The organism is Pseudogulbenkiania sp. FW507-F1, from assembly GCF_058781125.1.
This window is the reverse complement of the sequence record NZ_JBYSWM010000023.1, coordinates 40,310-60,482: the sequence shown is the minus strand read 5'-3', so window position 1 is coordinate 60,482 and position 20,173 is coordinate 40,310. Positions and strand designations below refer to the sequence as shown.

The 20,173-nt window shown below is 64.6% G+C and carries 20 protein-coding genes; 15 read left to right on the top strand and 5 right to left on the bottom strand.

What is annotated here, in order from left to right:
• A partial coding sequence (locus AC3WG5_RS14725; RefSeq protein WP_492569254.1) for a DMT family transporter occupies positions 1-528 on the top strand: 528 nt, incomplete at its 5' end.
• A gap of 91 nt (positions 529-619) precedes the next feature.
• Here the strand turns inward: AC3WG5_RS14725 and AC3WG5_RS14720 are convergent.
• The 3 genes from AC3WG5_RS14720 to AC3WG5_RS14710 all read right to left on the bottom strand — a co-directional run bounded on the left by AC3WG5_RS14720 (position 620) and on the right by AC3WG5_RS14710 (position 4,784).
• Positions 620-1,963 carry a dicarboxylate/amino acid:cation symporter gene (locus AC3WG5_RS14720; protein WP_492569253.1) on the bottom strand — a complete coding sequence of 448 codons (1,344 nt, stop codon included), beginning with the start codon at positions 1,961-1,963 and terminating at the stop codon, positions 620-622.
• A 359-nt stretch (positions 1,964-2,322) separates the two neighbouring features.
• Positions 2,323-4,635, bottom strand: a complete 2,313-nt coding sequence (locus AC3WG5_RS14715; RefSeq protein ID WP_492569251.1) for a THUMP domain-containing class I SAM-dependent RNA methyltransferase — start codon at positions 4,633-4,635, stop codon at positions 2,323-2,325.
• Positions 4,636-4,652: 17 nt separating this feature from the next.
• Positions 4,653-4,784: a hypothetical protein gene (locus AC3WG5_RS14710; RefSeq protein ID WP_255345168.1), complete on the bottom strand. Its 132-nt coding sequence runs from the start codon at positions 4,782-4,784 to the stop codon at positions 4,653-4,655.
• On the opposite strand from AC3WG5_RS14710, the gene mutY reads away from it, so the two are divergent.
• From mutY to AC3WG5_RS14660, 10 genes are all read left to right on the top strand, one after another.
• Complete coding sequence (gene mutY, locus AC3WG5_RS14705; RefSeq protein WP_492569250.1) at positions 4,783-5,823, top strand: A/G-specific adenine glycosylase; 1,041 nt, start codon at positions 4,783-4,785, stop codon at positions 5,821-5,823. The genes AC3WG5_RS14710 and mutY overlap by 2 nt on opposite strands.
• 62 nt (positions 5,824-5,885) lie before the next feature.
• Entirely contained in the window at positions 5,886-8,087 is a 2,202-nt protein-coding gene (locus AC3WG5_RS14700) for a RelA/SpoT family protein (RefSeq protein ID WP_492569248.1), read from the top strand.
• Between the two features lie 351 nt (positions 8,088-8,438).
• Entirely contained in the window at positions 8,439-8,867 is a 429-nt protein-coding gene (gene rplM, locus AC3WG5_RS14695) for a 50S ribosomal protein L13 (RefSeq protein WP_008953419.1), read from the top strand.
• 14 nt (positions 8,868-8,881) lie between these two features.
• Positions 8,882-9,274: a 30S ribosomal protein S9 gene (gene rpsI, locus AC3WG5_RS14690; protein WP_014085984.1), complete on the top strand. Its 393-nt coding sequence runs from the start codon at positions 8,882-8,884 to the stop codon at positions 9,272-9,274.
• Between the two features lie 124 nt (positions 9,275-9,398).
• On the top strand, positions 9,399-10,442 hold the full coding sequence (argC, locus tag AC3WG5_RS14685; protein WP_014085985.1) for an N-acetyl-gamma-glutamyl-phosphate reductase: 1,044 nt from the start codon (positions 9,399-9,401) through the stop codon (positions 10,440-10,442).
• Positions 10,443-10,621: 179 nt separating this feature from the next.
• Entirely contained in the window at positions 10,622-10,972 is a 351-nt protein-coding gene (gene erpA, locus AC3WG5_RS14680) for an iron-sulfur cluster insertion protein ErpA (protein ID WP_008953416.1), read from the top strand.
• Positions 10,973-11,029: 57 nt separating this feature from the next.
• Positions 11,030-11,896 (top strand): CheR family methyltransferase, encoded by an 867-nt coding sequence (locus AC3WG5_RS14675; protein WP_492569245.1) that lies wholly within the window; start codon positions 11,030-11,032, stop codon positions 11,894-11,896.
• A gap of 82 nt (positions 11,897-11,978) precedes the next feature.
• The gene (locus tag AC3WG5_RS14670; protein ID WP_492569244.1) at positions 11,979-13,238 is read left to right on the top strand and encodes a D-amino acid dehydrogenase; all 1,260 of its coding nucleotides are present in this window, start codon (positions 11,979-11,981) and stop codon (positions 13,236-13,238) included.
• Between the two features lie 74 nt (positions 13,239-13,312).
• On the top strand, positions 13,313-13,699 hold the full coding sequence (locus AC3WG5_RS14665; protein WP_014085987.1) for a group II truncated hemoglobin: 387 nt from the start codon (positions 13,313-13,315) through the stop codon (positions 13,697-13,699).
• Between the two features lie 98 nt (positions 13,700-13,797).
• Positions 13,798-14,106: a hypothetical protein gene (locus AC3WG5_RS14660; protein ID WP_008953412.1), complete on the top strand. Its 309-nt coding sequence runs from the start codon at positions 13,798-13,800 to the stop codon at positions 14,104-14,106.
• Between the two features lie 69 nt (positions 14,107-14,175).
• On the opposite strand, the gene folB is transcribed toward AC3WG5_RS14660, so the two are convergent.
• Positions 14,176-14,535, bottom strand: coding sequence for a dihydroneopterin aldolase (folB, locus tag AC3WG5_RS14655; RefSeq protein WP_008953411.1), 360 nt, complete (start codon positions 14,533-14,535; stop codon positions 14,176-14,178).
• Between the two features lie 71 nt (positions 14,536-14,606).
• Between folB and plsY the strand changes: the two genes are divergently transcribed.
• Positions 14,607-15,251, top strand: a complete 645-nt coding sequence (gene plsY / locus AC3WG5_RS14650) for a glycerol-3-phosphate 1-O-acyltransferase PlsY (RefSeq protein ID WP_014085989.1) — start codon at positions 14,607-14,609, stop codon at positions 15,249-15,251.
• 74 nt (positions 15,252-15,325) lie between these two features.
• Here plsY and AC3WG5_RS14645 read toward each other — a convergent pair whose 3' ends face one another.
• Positions 15,326-16,285 carry a histone deacetylase family protein gene (locus AC3WG5_RS14645; protein WP_492569242.1) on the bottom strand — a complete coding sequence of 320 codons (960 nt, stop codon included), beginning with the start codon at positions 16,283-16,285 and terminating at the stop codon, positions 15,326-15,328.
• A gap of 74 nt (positions 16,286-16,359) precedes the next feature.
• On the opposite strand from AC3WG5_RS14645, the gene AC3WG5_RS14640 reads away from it, so the two are divergent.
• Genes AC3WG5_RS14640 through AC3WG5_RS14630 form a run of 3 tightly spaced genes read left to right on the top strand, consistent with a single transcriptional unit; the run spans position 16,360 to position 20,157 of the window.
• Positions 16,360-17,274: an AAA family ATPase gene (locus AC3WG5_RS14640; RefSeq protein WP_492569240.1), complete on the top strand. Its 915-nt coding sequence runs from the start codon at positions 16,360-16,362 to the stop codon at positions 17,272-17,274.
• Positions 17,261-18,208 (top strand): DUF58 domain-containing protein, encoded by a 948-nt coding sequence (locus AC3WG5_RS14635; RefSeq protein ID WP_492569238.1) that lies wholly within the window; start codon positions 17,261-17,263, stop codon positions 18,206-18,208. The genes AC3WG5_RS14640 and AC3WG5_RS14635 overlap by 14 nt, the downstream gene beginning before the upstream one ends.
• Positions 18,205-20,157 (top strand): transglutaminase TgpA family protein, encoded by a 1,953-nt coding sequence (locus AC3WG5_RS14630; protein ID WP_492569236.1) that lies wholly within the window; start codon positions 18,205-18,207, stop codon positions 20,155-20,157. Before AC3WG5_RS14635 ends, AC3WG5_RS14630 begins: the two co-directional genes overlap by 4 nt.
• Positions 20,158-20,173: the final 16 nt, after the last annotated feature.

The window sequence follows — 20,173 nt, the reverse complement described above, 5'->3', positions numbered from 1 at the left end:
CTGGAGCGGGCGCAGTGGGGCGGGGTGGGGCTGGCGTTCGCCGGCATTGCGCTGGCCTTTTCCAACGGCCTGAGCGGGCAGGGGGAGTGGGGGCGCATGCTGCTGGGCGATGCGTTGGGTCTGCTGGGGGGATTGCTTTGGGCCGCTACCACCATCGTGGTGCGCGCTTCCAGCCTGTCCGAAGCGTCTCCGTCCCAGACCTTGCTGTACCAGCTCACCGTGGCCTCGGTGCTGCTGCTGGCGCTGGGTGGTGGCACGGGGCAGTGGGCGACGCTGCAGATGAGTCCGATCGCTTGGGCCAGCCTGCTGTTTCAGGGCGTGATCGTGGCGTTTGCCAGCTTCCTTGCCTGGTTCTGGCTGTTGCGCCGTTACCTGGCGTCGCGCCTGTCGGCCTTCTCCTTCCTGACGCCGCTGTTCGGTGTGGCATTCGGCGTGCTGCTGCTGGGCGAACCGCTCGACCCGCGTTTTCTCGTCGGCGCATTGCTGGTGTTTGCCGGCATCGTGCTGGTCAACCTGCGTCGCGCCTGAGCCGGCGCGATCTCGCTCGACGGGCCTGCCCGCCGGCAATAAAAAAACCCCGTCACGTGTGACGGGGTTTTGAGCGGACAAGGAATCTGCTTCAGGCGTTGACGCCCGGCTTGGTGGTCAGCACCACGGTGTCCAGCCCTTGTTCCGCAACCGCTTCCGGCTCGTCGGCTTCTTCCACGGTCTCGCCGTTCAGCACGCGGTTCATGCGTTCCACGTCGAGCGCGTTTTCCCACTTGGCGACCACCACGGTGGCCACGCCGTTACCGATCAGGTTGGTGATGGCGCGGGCTTCGGACATGAAGCGGTCCACCCCCAGCAGCAGCGCCAGGCCTTCCACCGGCAGCTTGCCGTGCAGGGTGGCCAGGGTCGCGGCCAGCGTGATGAAGCCGCCGCCGGTCACGGCCGCGGCCCCCTTGGAGGTCAGCAGCAGTACGCCCAGCAGGCCCAGCTCCTCGCCCAGCGTCAGGTCCACGTTCACCGCCTGGGCGATGAAGATGGCTGCCATGGTCAGGTAGATCGAGGTGCCGTCCAGGTTGAACGAGTAACCGGTCGGGATCACCATGCCCACCACCGGCTTGGCGCAGCCGAGGTTTTCCATCTTGGTCATCATGCGCGGCAGCGCCGATTCGGACGACGAGGTGCCCAGCACCAGGATCAGCTCTTCCTTGATGTAGGCGAGGAATTTCCACAGGCTGAAGCCGGTCAGCTTGGCGATGGTGCCCAGCACGATGAAGACGAAGGCGGCGCAGGTCAGGTACACGCACAGCATCAGGTAGCTCAGCTGCTTGAGCGAACCCACGCCGTACTTGCCTATGGTGAACGCCATGGCGCCGAAGGCTCCGATCGGGGCCAGCTTCATGATCATGCCGATGATGTGGAACATGGAGTGGGAGAATTCATCGAGAATGCTCACCAGCGGTTTGCCCTTTTCACCCATGGCCGACAGCGCGGCGCCCATCAGCACCGAGAACAGCAGCACCTGCAGGATATCGCCTTCGGCAAAGGCCGATACCACGCTATGCGGGATGATGTTCATGAAGAAGTCGATGGTGTTCATCGACTTGGCGCCGGCGGCGTACTTGGCCACGGCGGCCGAGTCCAGCGTGGCCGGGTCGATGTTGAGACCGGCACCCGGTTTGAGCACGTTGACCACCACCAGGCCGATCACCAGCGCCAGCGTGGTCACCACTTCGAAGTACAGCAAGGCCTTGCCACCGACGCGGCCGACTTCCTTCATGTCGCCCATCTTGGCGATGCCGACCACCACGGTGGTGAAGATGATCGGGGCGATCATCATCTTGATCAGCTTGACGAAGGCGTCGCCCAGCGGCTTCATCTTGGCGGCGAAATCCGGTGCCATGGCACCCAGCGTGACGCCGATGGCGATCGCCAGCAGCACCTGGAAGTACAGACGGGTGTAGAACGGTTTCTTCATGTCATTCCCTGTCGCAATCAACGATATCGTGTGTGAAGGTCGTGACCGGAGCTCGGTGAGGTGTGGCACGACCATACGACGATCGTAGCAGGCACATTAGCGTCGGCTAATTGGCGAAATCCCTAACGAAACAGAATGGCTGCCATTCCCAATCGGCATCGATACGTTGCCGCGCGCCACCCGGCGTGACTGGAACGGCCAGGGGGCGTGATGGTGTGAAGCCGGGAGCGGCCGGGACAAGCGGCACCCTGCTAGAAGTAAAGACCATCCCGCCGCCGCCGGCAACGCGCGGGTGCCGCCCAAAACAAAACCGCCATGTCGGCACGACGATGGCGGTTGCGAGGGTGGGCGGGGCTGGCTCAGCCGGCGTGTTCGTCGCCCTTGTCGCGGCGCGCGCTGCCGGCCACCAGCGGGATGGCGAACAGGCGGCATTCCAGGGCGCCGTTATAGAGCGGCACGCGGCGTTTCACCTCGAGTCGGATCAGCTTGGCCAGGCGCAGGTCACCGGTGAAGAAGTACGCGGTCCAGCTGGCGAAGTGCTGCTTGAGCCAGTCTCCCAGCTGCGGGTAGAGCGCGGCCAGCGCGTCCTGTTCGTCGAGACGCACGCCGTAGGGCGGGTTGCTGACGATCAGGCCGTTCTCGCCCTGCGGGCGGGCGTCGAGCACCTCGCCGGTGTTGAGCGTGACGACCTCGGCCAGGCCTGCCGCCTGCAGATTGTGGCGGGCGATCGCGGTCATCGCGGCGTCGCGGTCCGAGCCGTGGATGGCAAGCGGGGCGAGCGGCTTTTCGGCCAACCTGGCGTCGAGCTGCAGCGCTTCCCACGCGACCGAATCGAAGTCGCGCAAACGCTGGAAGGCGAAGCGGCGGTTGCGGCCTGGCGCGCGCTGGAGCGCGATGTCGGCGGCTTCCACGAGGAAGGTGCCGCTACCGCACATCGGGTCGATAAGGGGCTGGCTGCCGTCGTAGCCGGCCAGCAGCAGGATGCCGGCGGCGAGGTTCTCGCGCAGCGGCGCCTCGCCGGTTTCCTCGCGCCAGCCGCGCTTGAACAGCGGCTCGCCGCTGGTGTCGAGGTAGATCTTGGCGGTGTCCGGGGTCAGGAACACCTGCACGCGCACGTCGGGGGTGCGGGTGTCGACCGAGGGGCGGCCGAGGCCGGACTGGCGGAAGCGGTCGCAGATGGCGTCCTTCACCGTCAGCGAGACGAAATCGAGGCTACGCACCTGCGAGCCGACGCCGTCGGTCTTGAGCTTGATGGTGCGGCTGACGTCGAAGAAGCGCGGCCAGTCCACCTGCATCGCCAGCTGGTTGACGTCGTGCTCGGAGGCGTAGCTGCCTTCGGCCACCAGCATCAGCACACGGCTGGCGGTGCGGCTGTGCAGGTTGGCGCGCATCATCATGCTGGCGTCGCCGCTGAAGCCGACCCCACCATCGGTCGGCTGGATATGCTGCGCCCCCAGAGCCGTCAGTTCGCCAGCGAGCACCTCTTCGAGGCCGCGCGGGCAGGGGGCGAACAGCGACAGCTGGACCTTGCGGCCGACCGTCAGCGGGGCGCTGGGCGCCGGCTGGCGCGGGCCTTCCGGACGCACTCCGCCGGCAAACGGCGTCGCGCGGCTTTCGCGTGCCGCCGGGCGCGCTTCGGCGTCGCCGGCGCGCTTGATGAAGCCGGGCTTTTTGGCGCCGGTCGGGCTCGGGGTGAACAGCGGGGCGTCGTCACCGGCTTCGGTTTCGCTGCGACCGGCATCGTAACGGGGGCGCGACTCGTGGCGCGCCTGCGGCGCCGGCCGATCATCTTCGCGGCGCGGAGCCGGGCTGGCGGTCTGGTCGTCCTGCTCCTTGGGCCGGCTGATGAAGGTCGGCTTTCTGGCTCCGGTCGGGCTTGGCGTGAACGGCAGCGCCTCGTCTTCCTGGCGGCTGTCCGCTTCGTGGCGGCGTGGCTGATCGGAGCGGTCGCGACCGAAACGCGGCGGCTCGTCGCCTTGGCGTTTGCCGTGCTTGGCGAAGCTTTCACCTTCACGACGCGGCGCGGGGCGACGCTCCTGCCATTCCCCCTGGGCGCGGGATGGGCCGGAATGCGGATGCTGGGCGTCGTCGCGTGTTTCGTTCTTGCCGAACGCGGCGCTGTCCTTGCGCGACTGGCCGTAATGGCGCTTGTTGCGGTCGAAGCCCTGTTCCTGCCCCTCGCCCTGCTGGCGCGCTTGGCCGAAGCGCGGCTTGTCGCCGAATTGGCGGCGCTCCTGTTGGCCGAAGCCTTCGCCCTCGCGGCGCGGTCCCGGACGGCGTTCCTGCCCCTCGCCCTGCTGACGCGGTTGGCCGAAGCGCGGTTTGTCGCCGAACTGGCGGCGCTCCTGTTGGCCGAAGCCTTCGCCCTCGCGGCGCGGACCTGGACGGCGTTCCTGCCCCTCGCCCTGCTGACGCGGTTGGCCGAAGCGCGGCTTGTCGCCGAACTGGCGGCGCTCCTGCTGGCCGAAGCCTTCGCCTTCGCGACGCGGCGGCTTGCCCTGGCCATGCGGCCGGCTGTCCGGCTTCCGGTCGAAATGCCGGCGTTCTTCCTGGCGCGGCGGCTTGCCGGCCGGGGCGTCATTGCCGGTCGTGGGAGCGGCTTGAGCCTGGCGGTCGCGGTGGGTCTGGTCGCGGCGTACGTTGGCGCGTTGGCGGGAGCGGAAGCTGGACATGAAACATCTCGTGAAAATCAATCCCCTATTTTAAGCCAGATCGCCCGGCGGCGCTTGGAATTCCCATGCCCAATGCCGCGCTGCGTCTTGGTCGCGTCAGGGCTTTGCAGTACCATGTCCGGTTCGTTTCTCAGCAGGAAAAGCAGCATGGAAAGCGCCTTCGCCGAGCGCCTGATCGCCTGGCAGCAAACTCACGGACGGCACGGACTGCCGTGGCAGGTGAGCGATCCCTACCGGGTATGGCTGTCGGAAATCATGCTGCAGCAGACCCAGGTGAGCACGGTACTGGGGTATTACGCACGCTTTCTCGCGCGTTTTCCCGACGTCGCCAGTTTGGCTGCAGCGCCGCTCGACGACGTGCTGGCCCTGTGGAGCGGCCTCGGCTACTACACCCGGGCACGGAATCTGCATAAGGCCGCGGGCATGGTGATGAGCGAGTTCGGCGGGCAATTCCCGCAGCAGCGCAGCCAGATCGAGCGTCTGCCCGGTATCGGCCGCTCCACCGCGGCGGCGGTCGCCGCCTTCGCTTTCGGCCAGCGCGAGGCCATCCTCGACGGCAACGTCAAGCGCGTGCTGACGCGCTGCTTCGGCGTCGAGGGCTTTCCCGGGGAGAAGAAGGTCGAGCAGCAGTTGTGGGCGCTGGCCGAATCGCTGCTGCCAAATCAAGGCATGACCGCCTATACCCAAGGCATGATGGATCTGGGCGCCACCGTCTGTACCCGCAGCAAGCCGGCCTGTACCGTCTGTCCGATGGTCGATCGCTGCGTCGCCGCGCGCGACGGGCGCTGCGCCGAACTGCCGGCGCGCCGGCCGAAGAAAGTGGTGCCGACGCGGCGTACCGTGATGCTGCTGGCCGTGCACCAGAACCGCGTCTGGCTGGAGCGGCGTCCGCCCAGCGGCATCTGGGGCGGCTTGCTGTCGCTGCCGGAGTTCGAGACTTCCGAGGCCGTCGAGGCATGGCGGCGCGAGCGCGGCCCGGGCGACCTGTTGCCGGCCTGGCCCGAGCTGGAACACGTATTTTCGCATTTCCGGCTGATCATCACCCCGCAGCCGTTGCGGCTGGAGGCTCTGGACGGACGCGTGGCGAAGGAAGAAAACGGCAGCTGGCTGGCGCTGGACGAGGCTCCCGATGCCGGGGTGCCGGCCCCGGTGCGCCGGCTGCTGCACAGGTTGGCCGAAGAGCGCTGAACCTTCAGCGTGCGATGTTGACGAAGAGGACGGCCAAGCGGCCGTCACGAGAATAGAGAATCATGGTTTCCGTAGTCCGTTCCGTAGCCGATACCCTGGCTGGTGCCGCCGATCCGCAGCGCTGGCTCGAGCACCTTTCCGCCTCGCAAAACGAGGCCGACCGCAGTGCGCTGGCCCGCGCCTTCAACAGCGCGCGCGAGCTGTACGCCGGCAAGCGCCTGACCCAGACCGGCGAGGACGTGTTCAGCCACGCCGTATCGGCCGCTGCCATCGTCGCCGACCTCGACCTGCTGACCGACGCCGTGGTCGCCACGCTGCTGTTCGCCGTGCCGGATTTCCGCGAAGACTGGCACGAATGGATGACGAACGAATTCAACCCCACCGTCGTGGTGCTGGTGGATGGCGTCAACCGCGTGCGCCGGCTCACCGAGATCGCCCGCATCGACAAGCTCGACACCCCCGAGGAGCGCGCGCGCCAGGCCGAGACCATGCGCAAGATGCTGCTCGCCATGGTGGCCGATATCCGCGTGGTGCTGATCAAGCTGGCCTGGCGCACCCAGACCATGCACTACCTGACCGAGTGCCCCGAAGCGGTGCGCCGCGCCATCGCCCAGGAAACCATGGACGTGTTCGCCCCGCTGGCTAACCGTCTCGGCGTGTGGCAGATCAAGTGGGAACTGGAAGATCTGGCATTCCGCCATATCGAACCGGAAAACTACAAGAAAATCGCCAAACTGCTCGATGAGCGCCGCCTAGGCCGCATCGATTACATCGCGCGCGTGCTGGACACGTTGCGTGGCGAATTGCGCGCCGCCGACATCAACGGCGAGGTGGCCGGCCGACCCAAGCACATCTATTCCATCTGGAAAAAGATGCGCAAGAAAAACCTCGACTTCTCCGAGCTGTACGATATCCGCGCCGTGCGTGTGCTGGTCGAATCGGTGAAGGACTGCTACACCGTGCTGGGCCTGATCCACAGCATGTGGCAACCGGTGCCGGGCGAGTTCGACGACTACATCTCGCACCCCAAGGCCAACGACTACCGCAGCCTGCACACCGCCGTCATCGGCCCGGAAGACCGCGTCATCGAAGTACAGATCCGCACTTTCGACATGCACGAACACGCCGAATTCGGCGTCGCGGCGCACTGGCGCTACAAGGAGGGAGGCAAGGGCGATGCCGCCTACGAGGAAAAAATCTCCTGGCTGCGGCAACTACTCGACTGGCGCGAGGAGGTCTCCGACCGCTCCGGCCTGACCGACGCCTTCAAGACCGAGCTGTTCTCCGACACCATCTACGTGCTGACTCCCAACGGCCGGGTGCTGGCGCTGCCCAGCGGCGCCACCGCGATCGACTTCGCCTACGCCATCCATACCGACCTCGGCCATCGCTGCCGCGGCGCCAAGGTGGAAGGGCAGATCGTGCCGCTGTCCACGCCGCTGCAGAACGGCCAGCGCGTCGAAATCCTCGCGGCCAAGGAAGGCGGCCCCAGCGTCAACTGGCTGCACGAAGGCTGGGTCAAGAGCCATCGCGCCATCGCCAAGATCCGCCAGCACATCCGGCTGCAGAACGCCGACGCGGTGCGCGAGAGCGGGCGACAGCTGTTCGAGAAAGAGCTGGCGCGCCACCCCAACCTGCAACCCAACCTGGCCGCGCTCGCCGAAAAACTCGGCTTTGCGCGCATGGACGAGCTCTACGGCGCGCTCGGCCACGGCGAGCTGTCGATCCGCTCGGTCGCCCAGGCGATCGAGAGCTTCGCCCCGCCGCCGCCGCCGGACATCGCCCCGGAAGACCTGGTCAAGCGCAGCAAGGGCGGGCACAACGCCGGCGGCATCCTGATCGAAGGCATCGACAACCTGATGACGCAGCTGGCGCGTTGCTGCAAGCCGGCGCCGCCCGACGCCGTGGTCGGCTTCGTCACCAAGGGGCGCGGCATCTCCATCCATCGCGCCAATTGCCTCACGCTCAAGCGGCTGTCGGCGGACGCCCCCGAGCGCCTGATCGCCGCCGACTGGGGCGAGCAGAAAACCAGCGTGTTCCCGATCGACATAGAAGTGATCGCGCATGATCGCAACGGCCTGTTGCGCGATATTTCCGACGTCTTGTCGCGGGAAAAGCTCAATGTCATTGCCGTGAACACGCTCTCCAAGGATCTCAAGGCGCGGATGCGTTTCACCGTCGAGGTGCGGCAGGTCAACGACATCAACCGTGTTCTGTCTCATGTGCTTGATTTGCAAGGAATTCTTGAGGCTAGGCGAGTGTGATTCAGGCGTCAGTTGCAAATTTATACTGCACTGCACAAAAAATACTTGCGTAATCGATCACATGTGCCGATAATCGGTACTGCATCAGGACGTTACATGCAACGTGTGCGTTTTGGTGTTGTCTCCTCCATCCTCCTTCTTAGGTGGAACTTGGCGCAATCTAACGGTTGCGCTTTTTTTTTGCCTTTTGCACAAGCCCCAGGTGGCATTTCTGGTGCTTTGAGACACCCGTTACAACACTTTTCCGAGCTCGCCTCACCTCGCCTTTTCTGTTGCCGCACAAGGGTTTGACAGTCCCCAGGCACTGTAATAGAATCCGGAACTTTCAAGAATTTACGATGGAAGAGCTCCATGAAGACCTTTTCTGCCAAGCCGCATGAAGTAAAGCGCGAGTGGTACGTGGTCGATGCCTCGGACAAGGTGCTGGGTCGCCTCGCGGCCGAAGTTGCCCGCCGTCTGCGTGGCAAGCACAAGCCGGAATTCACCCCGCACGTTGATACCGGCGACTACATCGTAGTCGTTAACGTCGACAAGTTGCGTGTTACCGGTGCCAAGGCACTCGACAAGAAATACTACCGTCACACCGGCTATCCGGGCGGTATCAAAGAGCGTTCCTTCACCGAACTGCAAAACCAGTTCCCGGAACGTGTTCTGGAAAAAGCCGTCAAGGGTATGCTGCCGAAGGGTCCGCTGGGTTACGCCATGATCAAGAAGCTCAAGGTATACGCCGGTAGCGAACATCCGCACACTGCTCAGCAGCCGAAAGTGCTGGAATTCTGATTTAGAGGCAAAAGATGAACGGTAAATATTACTACGGTACCGGCCGTCGCAAGAGCTCGGTAGCGCGTGTATTCATGCAAAAGGGTTCCGGCCAGATCATCGTCAACGGCAAGCCGGTTGACGAGTACTTCGCCCGCGAAACCGGCCGCATGGTGATCCGCCAGCCGCTGGCTCTGACCGAGCACCTCGAGTCGTTCGACATCAAGGTGAACGTGGTTGGTGGCGGCGAAACCGGCCAGGCCGGCGCCATCCGTCACGGCATCACCCGTGCCCTGATCGACTTCAGCGCCGAGCTGAAGCCCGCTCTGTCCCACGCTGGCTTCGTTACCCGCGATGCCCGTGAAGTCGAGCGTAAGAAAGTCGGTCTGCGTAAAGCACGCCGCGCCAAGCAGTTCTCCAAGCGTTAATCCGCTGCTGGACTGGATCGAAAAAGCCACCGCGAGGTGGCTTTTTTGTTTTGTTGCGTTGGCTGGTTACTCTACTTAGACTGTCGTCTTTGCGACATTGTTTTACAGCTACGAGGAGTTGGGCATGATCAAGGTGGGTATTGTCGGTGGCACTGGGTACACCGGGGTGGAACTGCTGCGTCTGCTGGCCGGGCATCCGGCGGCACACGTCACCGCGGTAACCTCGCGCAAGGAAGCCGGCATGCCGGTGGCCGAGATGTTCCCGAGCCTGCGCGGTCGTGTCGATGTTGCCTTCTCCACCCCCGAGGAGGCCAAGCTGACCGAGTGCGACGTGGTGTTTTTCGCCACCCCGCACGGTGTTGCCATGGCGCAGGCGCGCGAGCTGCTGGAGGCGGGTGTCAAGGTGATCGACCTGGCCGCCGACTTCCGTCTGAAGGATCCCGCCGTGTTCCAGCAGTGGTACGCGATGGAGCACAGCTGTACCGACCTGTTGGCCGAAGCCGTGTACGGGCTGCCGGAAGTCAACCGCGAGGCGATCAAGGCCGCACGCCTGGTCGGCATGGCCGGCTGCTACCCGACCTCGGTACAGCTCGGCCTGCTGCCGCTGCTGGAAGGCGGCAAGCAGCTGATCGACGTCGACACCCTCATCGCCGACTGCAAGTCCGGCGTGTCCGGGGCCGGGCGCAAGGCCGAGGTCGGCACGCTGCTGGCCGAGGCCGGCGACAACTTCAAGGCCTACGCCGTCAAGGGGCACCGCCACTCGCCCGAGATCATGCAGGGTCTGTCGGCGATCCACGGCGCACCGGTCAAGCTGACCTTCGTGCCGCATCTGACACCGATGATCCGCGGCATCCATTCCACCATCTACGCGCGCATCCGCCCCGAGGCCAGTGCGACCGACTTCCAGGCCTTGTTCGAGCAGCGTTTCGCCGCTGAACCGTTCGTCGACGTGCTGCCGGCCGGCAGCCATCCCGAGACGCGCTCGGTACGCGGCTCCAACACCGCACGCATCGCGCTGCATCGGCCGGGTAACGGCGACCTGTTGATCGTGTTGGTGGTCGAGGACAACCTGGTCAAGGGTGCTTCCGGCCAGGCGGTGCAGGTGATGAACCTGATGTTTGGCCAGCCGGAAAACGCCGGTCTCGATATCGTCCCCTTGCTGCCGTAAGTACGGCTGACAGGGCAGGAACACGTCAGCAGTCGGAGGCTTTTTCGCCGCCGTCGATATGGGGTGCGGCTTTTGCACCCACCTGCCGTATTGAAAACTGGCCAGCCGGCCTAATATCCGACTAAAATAGTAGGATGAAAGCCGTGCTGACGGCATTTGTTTGTTTTGTGAGGTAAAAAATGACTGCTACGACCGAAATGCCGAGCCCGATCGCGTTCACCGACAGTGCCTGCTCCAAGGTGCGCGACCTGGTGGCGGAAGAAGGTAATCCGGACCTGAAACTGCGCGTCTTCGTGACCGGCGGTGGCTGTTCCGGTTTCCAGTACGGCTTCACCTTCGATGAAATCGTCAACGAAGACGATACCGCCATCGAGCGCGAAGGCGTCACCTTTCTGGTCGACCCGATGAGCTACCAGTACCTGGTCGGCGCCGAGATCGACTACCAGGAAAGCCTGGAAGGCTCGCAGTTCGTGATTCGCAATCCGAACGCCGAGACCACCTGCGGCTGTGGCTCGTCCTTCTCGGTATAAGCAATCCACGCTAAGATAAGACCCGGGCTTCCGCCCGGGTTTTTTTATGTGGACTTCATGATCAAGCTGCCATCGATTGCCCTGCCCAAGGTCGAGTACACGCGTGAATTCGCCTTCAATGATGCCGATTTCGAACGCATCCGCAAGCTGATCTACCGCGAAGCCGGCATTGCCCTGAATCCTTCCAAGAAGGACATGGTGTACGGTCGCCTGGTGCGGCGCATCCGTGAACTGAAGCTCTCCAGCTTTGCCGCTTACCTCGACCAACTCGAGTCCGCCTCCGGACGCCGGGAGTTCGAGCAGTTCGTCAATGCGCTGACGACCAACCTGACGTTCTTCTTTCGTGAAGAACACCATTTTCCCATTCTCTCCGAGCACCTGAAAAAGAAGGCGCAGCAGGGGGGGGAGCTCTCCATCTGGTGTGCCGCGGCCTCGACCGGCGAGGAGCCGTACTCGATCGCGATGACGGCGCTGGAGAGCGTGCCGGGGGCGCGCGTGTCGATCACCGCCACCGATCTCGATACCACGGTGCTGGAAACCGGCCGCAAGGGCATCTACCCCGCTGACAAAATTGCACGTCTGCCGGCTGGGCATGCCACGCGTTTTTTTGACAAGCAGGGCGACGGCAGCTACCAGGCCAAGGCCGCGTTGCGCAGCATGATCAGCTTCTCGCGCCTCAACCTGATCGACAGCACCTGGCCCCTGCGCAAGCAGTACGACGCCATCTTCTGCCGCAACGTGATGATCTATTTCGATCGCGATACCCAGCTCGCCGTACTGAAAAAGTTCGCGCCGTTGCTGAAGCCGGATGGCCTGTTGTTCGTCGGTCATTCCGAAAACTTCTATTTTGCCGCCGACCTGTTCAAGCTGCGCGGCAAGACCGTGTACGAGCTGGCCGCCAATGGCGCCGGCCGTTCGGCTTGAACATGTGCCAGCGCCGCCCTAGCGCTCGGGCCGTACCCAGTGGACATGCCCCCCTCTTTGCTATCGTGAACGGGGTTCTACGATGAAGGTGGTGGTGTTGGGGGCGGGCATCATCGGCGTCTCGACGGCCTGGTTCCTGGCGCGTGACGGACACGAGGTGGTGGTGCTGGAGCGGGCGACCGGTCCGGCGCGCGAGACCAGTTTCGCCAATGGCGGACAGATCTCGGTAAGCCACTCCGAGCCGTGGGCGCAGCCGTCCACCCCATGGAAAGTGTTCAAGTGGTTGCTGCGGGAAGATGCTCCGCTGCTGTACCGGCCGCGCTTCGACAGCGCCCAGTGGGCCTTTGCGCTACGCTTTCTGCGCGAATGCCTGCCGCAACGCGCGCATCGCAACATGCTGTGCATGCTGGCGCTGGGGCGCTTCAGCCGCGACACCTTCGCGCTGATCCGCGAGGAAACCGGCATCGCCTTCGATCACCTGGCGCGCGGTATCGTGACGCTGTTCGAGTCCCGCCGGGATCTGGAGCAAGCCTTGCGCGCGGCCGAAACCATGCGTGAGTTCGGCGTCGACAAACGGGAGATTTCGCGCACCGAGCTGCTGCGGATCGAGCCTGCCCTGGCAGCCAGTGCCGACCGCATTGCGGCGGCCTGCTACTGCGACAGCGATCAGTCCGGCGATATCCACAAATTCACGTCGGGGCTGGCTGCGGCCGCAGCGGCCTTGGGCGTGGAGTTTCGCTTTTCCACCCACATCAACGCCTTGTTGGCCGAAGGCGGCGACGTCGCCGGGGTGTCGGTGACTCGCCCGGATGGCTACTTCGAGACGGTGCGCGCCGATGCCTACGTGCTGGCGCTGGGCAGTTACAGCACACCGATTGCGCGCAGCGTCGGTCTCGCGTTGCCGGTGTATCCCGCCAAGGGCTATTCGGTCACTCTGCCCATCCGCGAGCCCGCGGCGGCGCCCACGGTGGCGCTCACCGAGGAAAGCTACAAGGTATTCATGTCACGGCTGGGAGACCGCCTGCGCGTGGCCGGCACCGCCGAACTCGCCGGTTACTCCTCGACGCTCAACCCGGTGCGCTGCGGCCTGCTGGTGCAACGCGCGCGGGCGTTGTTTCCTGACGCGTGCGACTGGGAAGGGGAGCTTCAGTACTGGACCGGTCTGCGGCCCGCCTCGCCGGGCAATGTGCCGCTGATCGGGCGTACCCGCTACCCCAGTCTTTATCTGAACACCGGCCATGGCACGCTGGGCTGGACTGAAGGTCCGGGCTCGGGGCGGGCGCTGGCCGACATCATCGGTGGGCGCCGCCCGCCACTGGATTTTCCTTTTACCGGCTGCTGATGAGGCACTGGCCTGGCTTGTGACGCACAGGCGAGGTCGATTGCCATGGCAGCGCAACTTGGCAGGATAGAACGATGCAGGACATGACCCCCTTTCAACTGTTGGGCGGAGCCGGCGTGGTACGCTGGCTGACCGACCGCTTCTACGACATCATGGACAGCGACCCCTCCGTGAAAGCGCTGCGCGATATGCATCCGGCCGACCTGACCGAGTCGCGCGACAAACTCTACATGTTTCTGTCGGGCTGGCTCGGCGGCCCCTCGCTGTACATCGAAAAGTATGGCCATCCGCGTCTGCGTGCCCGGCACATGCCATTTCCGGTCGACAGCGCCGCCCGTGATCAGTGGATGTCCTGCATGAGTCGTGCCATTGCCGACCTGGTGGTGGAGGAAGCGCTGAAAGAGAAGCTGCTGGAGGCCTTTTTCAATACCGCCGACTTCATGCGCAATCAGCAAGAATAAACGAATAATTGAAGATGAAATAACTGCTTGAATGAATTTAGGGATGATCCATGCTGATATGAGTAGCGGCTTTCCGTCGACCTTGCAGGACGATCGCCATGAAATACTCGTTGTGCTGGATCTCTGTGCTGTGCGGCTGTTTTGCCATGCCTGCACTGGCGAAATGTCCCGAGGGCGCGTGGATGTGCGCAACGCCGGGAGCGGCCTATGCCGGCAAGAGCGAAAGCCGGGTTGCCGCCACCGAGACGGTGGTGCTGCGCTCGGGCGCGTTCGCCTTGGAGCGGATCGATTCGCCTGGCGGGCAAAGTCTCGATCTGCGGCCTAGCTGGCGCCTCGACGAGGATACCCGCCTGTCGCTCAAGGTCACCAAGCACCAGACAGAGTTGCGCTTGAAGTGGCAGTGGTAACGAATGATCAGCACAACACCTTGTGCCAACAAAAAACGGCCCGCATGCGGGCCGTTGCCTTTGCCGGGGTCAGTGCGGCCGGTGGCCGCGCTCTATCATGACCCCGACCTGTTTTACTCCCGGCAAAATGCCGAGCTTGGTTACCGAAACCTTGACCCACGGCGCGCCGAAATCCTCGCGGATGACCTTGGCGATGTATTCCGCCAGCGCCTCGATCAGCAGGAAATGCTGCTCGGCCAGCGCCTTGCGCAGGCGCTCGACCACCACGCCGTAATGAATGGTATCGCCGATATCGTCGCTATGGCACGGCACTTCGCTGGGGATGCCGATTTCCAGATCGATTTCGATGACTTGCGGGGCTTGCCGCTCCCATTCGTAGACGCCGATGACGGTGTCGGCGCGCACCTCGCGCAAGAAGATGATGTCCATTGGAGCGCGGCAGTTGGGGATTGCCGCCTGATACCGTAAAATTCGAAGTCTTGCATTTTAGTGGATATACGATGACCACGACAGCTTTTGCTTTTCTCGTGGCGGCCTACCTTATCGGTTCGCTGTCTTTCGCCGTGATCGTCAGCCGCCTGATGGGCATGGCCGACCCGCGTTCCTACGGCTCCGGCAACCCGGGGGCCACCAACGTGTTGCGCAGCGGCAAGAAGCTGGCAGCCGTGCTGACCCTGCTGGGCGACGGCATCAAGGGCTGGGTGGCGGTGGCGCTAACGCAGTGGCTCGGCCCGCGTTATGGCCTGGGTGAGCAGGCGGTGGGCATGGCCGCCATCGCGGTACTGGTTGGTCACATGTGGCCGGTATTCTTCGGCTTCAAAGGCGGCAAGGGGGTTGCCACCGCCGTGGGCGTGCTGTTTGGTTTCAACCTGTGGTTGGCGCTGGCCGCCGTGGCCACCTGGCTGTTCATGGCCGTCGTGGTGAAGATTTCCTCGCTGTCGGCGCTGACTGCTGCGGTATTGGCCCCGGTCTACGCTTTCTTCATCGTCGGGCCGCACAGCGTCTACTTCGGCAGTTCCATCATCATCGCCATTCTGGTGGTGCATCGTCACAAGTCCAACCTGATCAAGCTGCTGACCGGGCAAGAGGGCAAGATCGGCGAGAAGGCCGACGGCTCAGCCGGCAACGGATCCGGCGGACAGTAACTGTCAGGATGAAAAAAGCCGACGTAATGTCGGCTTTTTCATGTCTGCAACGCGTAGAGGGTCCGGTCCGGCGCCTATCCCTCCGACAGCACCCGCAGGTGCGCCACCACGCTGCGCGCCAGTGCCGACAGGTCGTAGCCGCCTTCCAGCACCGAGACGATGCGGCCCTCGGCGTGTTGTGCGGCCACCGCCATCAACTGCCGCGTCACCCACTCGTAATCCGCCTCCACCAGTCCCAGCGATCCCATGTCGTCCTCGCGGTGCGCGTCGAAGCCGGCCGAGATGAACAGCATCTGCGGCTGGAACTGGTGCAGTGCCGGCAGCCAGACGTTTTCCACCGCCTCGCGGAATTCGCGCCCGCCACTCCCGGCCTTGAGCGGCACGTTGTGCATGTTGGGGCCGAGCGGCTGGTCGCCGCAGTAGGGGTAGAACGGATGCTGGAACGTCGACACCATCATCACCCGTGGATCGTCACGGAAGATCTGCTCGGTGCCGTTGCCATGGTGCACGTCGAAGTCGATGATGGCGACCCGCTCCAGCTTGTAGTAAGACAAAGCATGGGCCACGCCGACGGCCAGGTTGTTGAAGAAGCAGAAGCCCATGGAGCGGTCTCTCTCGGCATGGTGGCCGGGCGGGCGCACGGCGCAGAAGGCGTTGGGCGCCTTGCCCTCGCACAGCAGGTCCACCGCCTTGACCACGGCGCCGGCAGCACGGAGCGCAGCCGGCAGCGTGCCCGCCGACATCGCGGTGTCGGGGTCAATGCGGAAGGTGCCGACCGCGGGCGCGCAGGATTCGATGTATTCGACGTAGCGGGGCGGATGGATGCGCGCCAGCTGCTGGTCGGTGACCAGCGGCGCCTCCACCTCCTGCAGGAAATCGAACAGCTGCGACGCCATCAGTTGGTCGCGAATGGCGGTAAGCCTCTCCGGACATTCCGGATGGCCGACCCCCATATTGTGCAGCAGGCAGTCGGAATGGGTGATGTAGGCGGTCAGTCCGTTGTGCGGCAGGCGGTTTTTCAGCCAGTTGAACACGAGCGTTTCCTTGTTGCGTAGAATGGGACGCAATCTATGACTTTTTGATAAATAGTGCGCGGAACCTCCCGGAAATGCAATCTCTCGCCTTTGCTTATCGTCAACTAAATGCGTTGTTACTCGGTAAGAGCGATGCGATCAAGCTGGCACTGGCCTGCCTGGTCGCCCGCGGCCACCTGCTGATCGAGGATGTGCCCGGGGTTGGCAAGACCACGCTGGCACAGGGGCTGGCGCGTGTGCTCGGGCTAGACTACCGGCGCGTCCAATTCACCAGCGACCTGTTGCCGGCCGATATCGTCGGCGTCAACATCTTCGAGCGCGAAACCGGCACCTTCCGCTTTCACCACGGCCCGGTCTTCGCCCAGGTGCTGCTCGCCGACGAGATCAACCGGGCCTCGCCGAAGGTGCAGTCGGCCTTGCTGGAGGCGATGGAGGAGCGTCAGGTATCGGTGGACGGCGAGACACATCCTTTACCGCAGCCGTTTTTCGTCATCGCTACCCAGAATCCGCTCGAGCAGGTTGGCACGTTCCCCTTGCCCGAGTCGCAAATGGACCGCTTCCTGATGCGTATCGGATTGGGTTACCCGCCCCCACAGGCGGAGCGGGCCTTGCTACTCGGTGAGGAGCGGCGCCGGGTAATGGAGGAACTGGTTCCGGCCCTGGAGCCGCTGCCGTTGCTGCAATTGCAGGCGCAGGCCAGCCGGCTGACCGTGAGTCCGGCACTGGCCGATTATGTCCTGGCGCTGCTCCAGGCCACCCGGCAGGGGCGCCGTTTCGCCCAGGGGCTGAGCCCGCGCGCCGGGCTGGCCTTGGTGGCTGCCGCGCGGGCCTGGGCCTTGCTGGAGGGGCGCGATTACGTATTGCCGGATGACGTCAAGGCAGTGTTTCCTGCCGTCGCCGGTCATCGCCTGACGACCGCACAGCCGGGGGGAGGGCCGGTGTCGGACGATGAGCTGGCCGCGTTGGTGGCGGGCGTTGCGATTCCGTAGCCACCTGCAGGCCTGGCTGGTACGCCGCCTGCCGCCTTCCGCGCAGTGGACGCTGCGCCATCAGCGCATCTACCTGCTGCCGACCTCATTCGGCTGGATGCTGCTGGGGGTGGCATTGGCAATCTGGGTCGGCGCGCTCAATTACGCGGTCAGTCTGGCCTATGCCTTGTCATTCTGGATCATCGGCCTGTTGTTGGTGTCAGTGCTGATGGCGTATCGGCAGCTGGCGGGGCTGACGCTACAGGCCGGGACGGCCGACCCGGTGTTTGCCGGGGAGGTGACGCACTTTTCGGTACGGCTCGATAATCCCTCGGGCTGGTCGCGTACCTTGCAGGGCCACCTAGCCGGAAGTACCGGGCGCGCCTCGGCTTGCCAGTTGTCTCCCCACTCCAGTGTGTGGTTATCGCTGCCACTGGTGACCACGCAGCGCGGCCTGCTCGCGATGCCGGCGCTGGCTCTCAGCAGCGACGTCCCGTTCGGACTGATCCGGGCGTTTGCCTATGTCCGTTTGCGGCAGCAGGCACTGGTCTATCCCGTGCCACTGAGCGATGTGCTCGGCCCCCGGCAAGGTGCGAGCGGGGAGGGCGAGGCGGTGTCGACGGCGGGTGACGACGAGTTTTCTCATCTGGCCGCCTATCGTGACGGCGACACGCCGCGCCAGATCGCCTGGAAAGTTCTCGCCCGACGCGATGTCTTGACGAGCAAGCGCTTTGCCGGCGCGGTGGCGGGTGGCTGTCGCGTGCTGGATTGGTACGACTATCCGCCAGGGGACGATGCCGAGTCGCGGCTGTCGCGGCTGGCCTGGCGTGTGTTGGAGTGCGAGCGTGAACAGCACTGCTACCGGCTGCGTGTGCCGGGCGCGGAGGTTGGTCCCCAGCTCCATCAACGGGAACAGGCCTTGGCGCTGTTGGCACGCTATGGAGAGGCGCCATGACCGGGAGCGATGCGCTGCGCCGTGTGTTACCGGTGTTGCTCGCTCTGGCGGTCACCGCCGCTCCCCTGGCGCGCTACCTGCCGGGCTGGGTAGTGGGCTTGTCGGCGGCAATGCTGCTGGCACGGGGCATACTGCTGTGGCAGCAACGCCAGTTGCCGCCGCGCTGGCTGGTGGCGCTAGCGGTGGCGGTGCCGCTGGTACTGCTATGGCTGACCCTGCGCACCCTGATCGGCCGCGAAGGCGGTAGCGCTCTGCTGTTGTTGCTGGTTGGCTTCAAGGCCTTCGAGACCTTCAGCCTGCGCGACTGGAGGGTGTTGCTGGCGTTGGGTTTTTTCCTGGCAGCGACGCCCTTGCTGTTCGACCAGTCGCCCTTGGCGGCCGGCTGGCTGGTGCTGAGTCTGTTCAGCCTGACTTGGGCGATGGCGGCGCTGCACGGCAAGCAGCCGATACTCACCAGTTTGCGGGCCACGTTGCAGGCCTTGCTGCTTTCTCTGCCCCTGATGCTGGTGCTGTTCGTGGTGATGCCACGTCTACCTGGGCCGTTGTGGAGCATTCCGGCTGCGAGCGCTACGGCCAGCAGCGGGTTGGCCGAAGACATGGCTCCGGGCAGCATCAGCCAGCTGATCCCCAGCAATGAACCGGTTTTTACTGCCGTCTTTGCCGGGGCTGCGCCGCCGAGGCGCGATTTCTACTGGCGGGTGATGCTGTTCGACCAGTTCGATGGCCGCCGCTGGTTCAATGCCGGGGCGGTAGACGAACCCGGCGGCCAGGTGCTGGGGGGAAATCCTGTCAGTTACACCCTGACGGTGGTGCCGGACAAAGGGCGGGTGCCGGTACTCGACCTGCCGGGTGAGGTGGCGGAAGGGCTGCGCGAGGGTGCCGGCATGGTCTGGCGGCAGCCGCGTCCCAGCGACACCCGCATCCGCTACCGGGCGGGCAGCCACACCGGTGCCCTGCTGGCAGAACCCCTGGATGCCAGCCATCTCGCCTACTACCGCCATCTGCCGGCAGGCAATGAACGCACGCGTGCCCTGGCGGCTTCGATACGGGCGCGCAGTCAGGGCGATGAGGGCTATATCCGGAGCCTACTGGAGCATTTCCACCTGGAGAACTTCCGCTATACCCTGTCCCCGCCTCTGCTGGAGGGGGGGGACATCGTCGACCAGTTCCTGTTCCAGACGCGGCAGGGGTTTTGCGAGCATTACGCCTCGGCGTTCGCATTCCTGGCTCGTGCGGCAGGCATTCCCAGCCGCGTGGTGGTGGGGTACCAAGGAGGAGAATACAATCCTGCGGGGGGCTACTGGCAGATTCGTTCTTCCGATGCCCATGCCTGGGTCGAGGTCTGGCTGGCCTCGCGCCAGAGCTGGTGGCGGGTCGATCCAACCGCAGCGGTATCGCCGGACCGCATCGAGCAAGGCGTAGAACAGGCGGTACCGGCGGTGCGCGCCGCAGTGCCGATACTGGGTGGGCGGCCTCCCGCCTGGATCATGGCCCTGCGTCAGCACTGGCTGGCTGCCAACTTTGTGTGGCAGCAATGGGTGGTCGGCTATGATGCCGGCCGGCAACGCTCACTGTTCCGCTCGTTGGGCTTGGGGCCCGAGGTCGACACTGCTGCCGTACTCAAGGGGTTGTTGCTCGGCGCCGTGCTGGCGTTGCTGCCGCTCTGGTGGTGGTGGCGTAGCCTGCCGCCACGCGAGCCCTTGCTGGTGGGGTGGCTGCTGCTGGCGCAGCGCCTGCGGCGGGCAGGGGTGGCGGTGACGTCGGCAGATACGCCGGCCGAGCTGCTGCAGCGCGGGACGTCGCTGGGCGAGGCCGATCGCGAGCAATTGGCGGCCCTGCTGGATGCCTACGTCGGCTTGCGCTACCGTACCCGGGAAGAGGCTGCACCGCTGGCTGCACGGCGCTGGCTCAGAGGGGTGAGGCGTTTTCGCCCGTCGGCGAGGCGCTGAATGGCAAAACCCCGGC

What these genes read in the sequence shown, in the direction of transcription:
- plsY (WP_014085989.1), top strand. Translation starts at nt 14,607, where the DNA reads ATGACCACGACAGCTTTTGCTTTTCTCGTGGCGGCCTACCTTATCGGT.
- AC3WG5_RS14630 (WP_492569236.1), top strand. Translation starts at nt 18,205, where the DNA reads ATGACCGGGAGCGATGCGCTGCGCCGTGTGTTACCGGTGTTGCTCGCT.
- folB (WP_008953411.1), bottom strand. Translation starts at nt 14,535, where the DNA reads ATGGACATCATCTTCTTGCGCGAGGTGCGCGCCGACACCGTCATCGGC.
- AC3WG5_RS14700 (WP_492569248.1), top strand. Translation starts at nt 5,886, where the DNA reads ATGGTTTCCGTAGTCCGTTCCGTAGCCGATACCCTGGCTGGTGCCGCC.
- AC3WG5_RS14670 (WP_492569244.1), top strand. Translation starts at nt 11,979, where the DNA reads ATGAAGGTGGTGGTGTTGGGGGCGGGCATCATCGGCGTCTCGACGGCC.
- AC3WG5_RS14675 (WP_492569245.1), top strand. Translation starts at nt 11,030, where the DNA reads ATGATCAAGCTGCCATCGATTGCCCTGCCCAAGGTCGAGTACACGCGT.
- argC (WP_014085985.1), top strand. Translation starts at nt 9,399, where the DNA reads ATGATCAAGGTGGGTATTGTCGGTGGCACTGGGTACACCGGGGTGGAA.
- AC3WG5_RS14665 (WP_014085987.1), top strand. Translation starts at nt 13,313, where the DNA reads ATGCAGGACATGACCCCCTTTCAACTGTTGGGCGGAGCCGGCGTGGTA.
- AC3WG5_RS14710 (WP_255345168.1), bottom strand. Translation starts at nt 4,784, where the DNA reads ATGCTGCTTTTCCTGCTGAGAAACGAACCGGACATGGTACTGCAAAGC.
- AC3WG5_RS14640 (WP_492569240.1), top strand. Translation starts at nt 16,360, where the DNA reads ATGCAATCTCTCGCCTTTGCTTATCGTCAACTAAATGCGTTGTTACTC.
- mutY (WP_492569250.1), top strand. Translation starts at nt 4,783, where the DNA reads ATGGAAAGCGCCTTCGCCGAGCGCCTGATCGCCTGGCAGCAAACTCAC.
- AC3WG5_RS14660 (WP_008953412.1), top strand. Translation starts at nt 13,798, where the DNA reads ATGAAATACTCGTTGTGCTGGATCTCTGTGCTGTGCGGCTGTTTTGCC.
- erpA (WP_008953416.1), top strand. Translation starts at nt 10,622, where the DNA reads ATGACTGCTACGACCGAAATGCCGAGCCCGATCGCGTTCACCGACAGT.
- rpsI (WP_014085984.1), top strand. Translation starts at nt 8,882, where the DNA reads ATGAACGGTAAATATTACTACGGTACCGGCCGTCGCAAGAGCTCGGTA.
- AC3WG5_RS14720 (WP_492569253.1), bottom strand. Translation starts at nt 1,963, where the DNA reads ATGAAGAAACCGTTCTACACCCGTCTGTACTTCCAGGTGCTGCTGGCG.
- AC3WG5_RS14715 (WP_492569251.1), bottom strand. Translation starts at nt 4,635, where the DNA reads ATGTCCAGCTTCCGCTCCCGCCAACGCGCCAACGTACGCCGCGACCAG.
- rplM (WP_008953419.1), top strand. Translation starts at nt 8,439, where the DNA reads ATGAAGACCTTTTCTGCCAAGCCGCATGAAGTAAAGCGCGAGTGGTAC.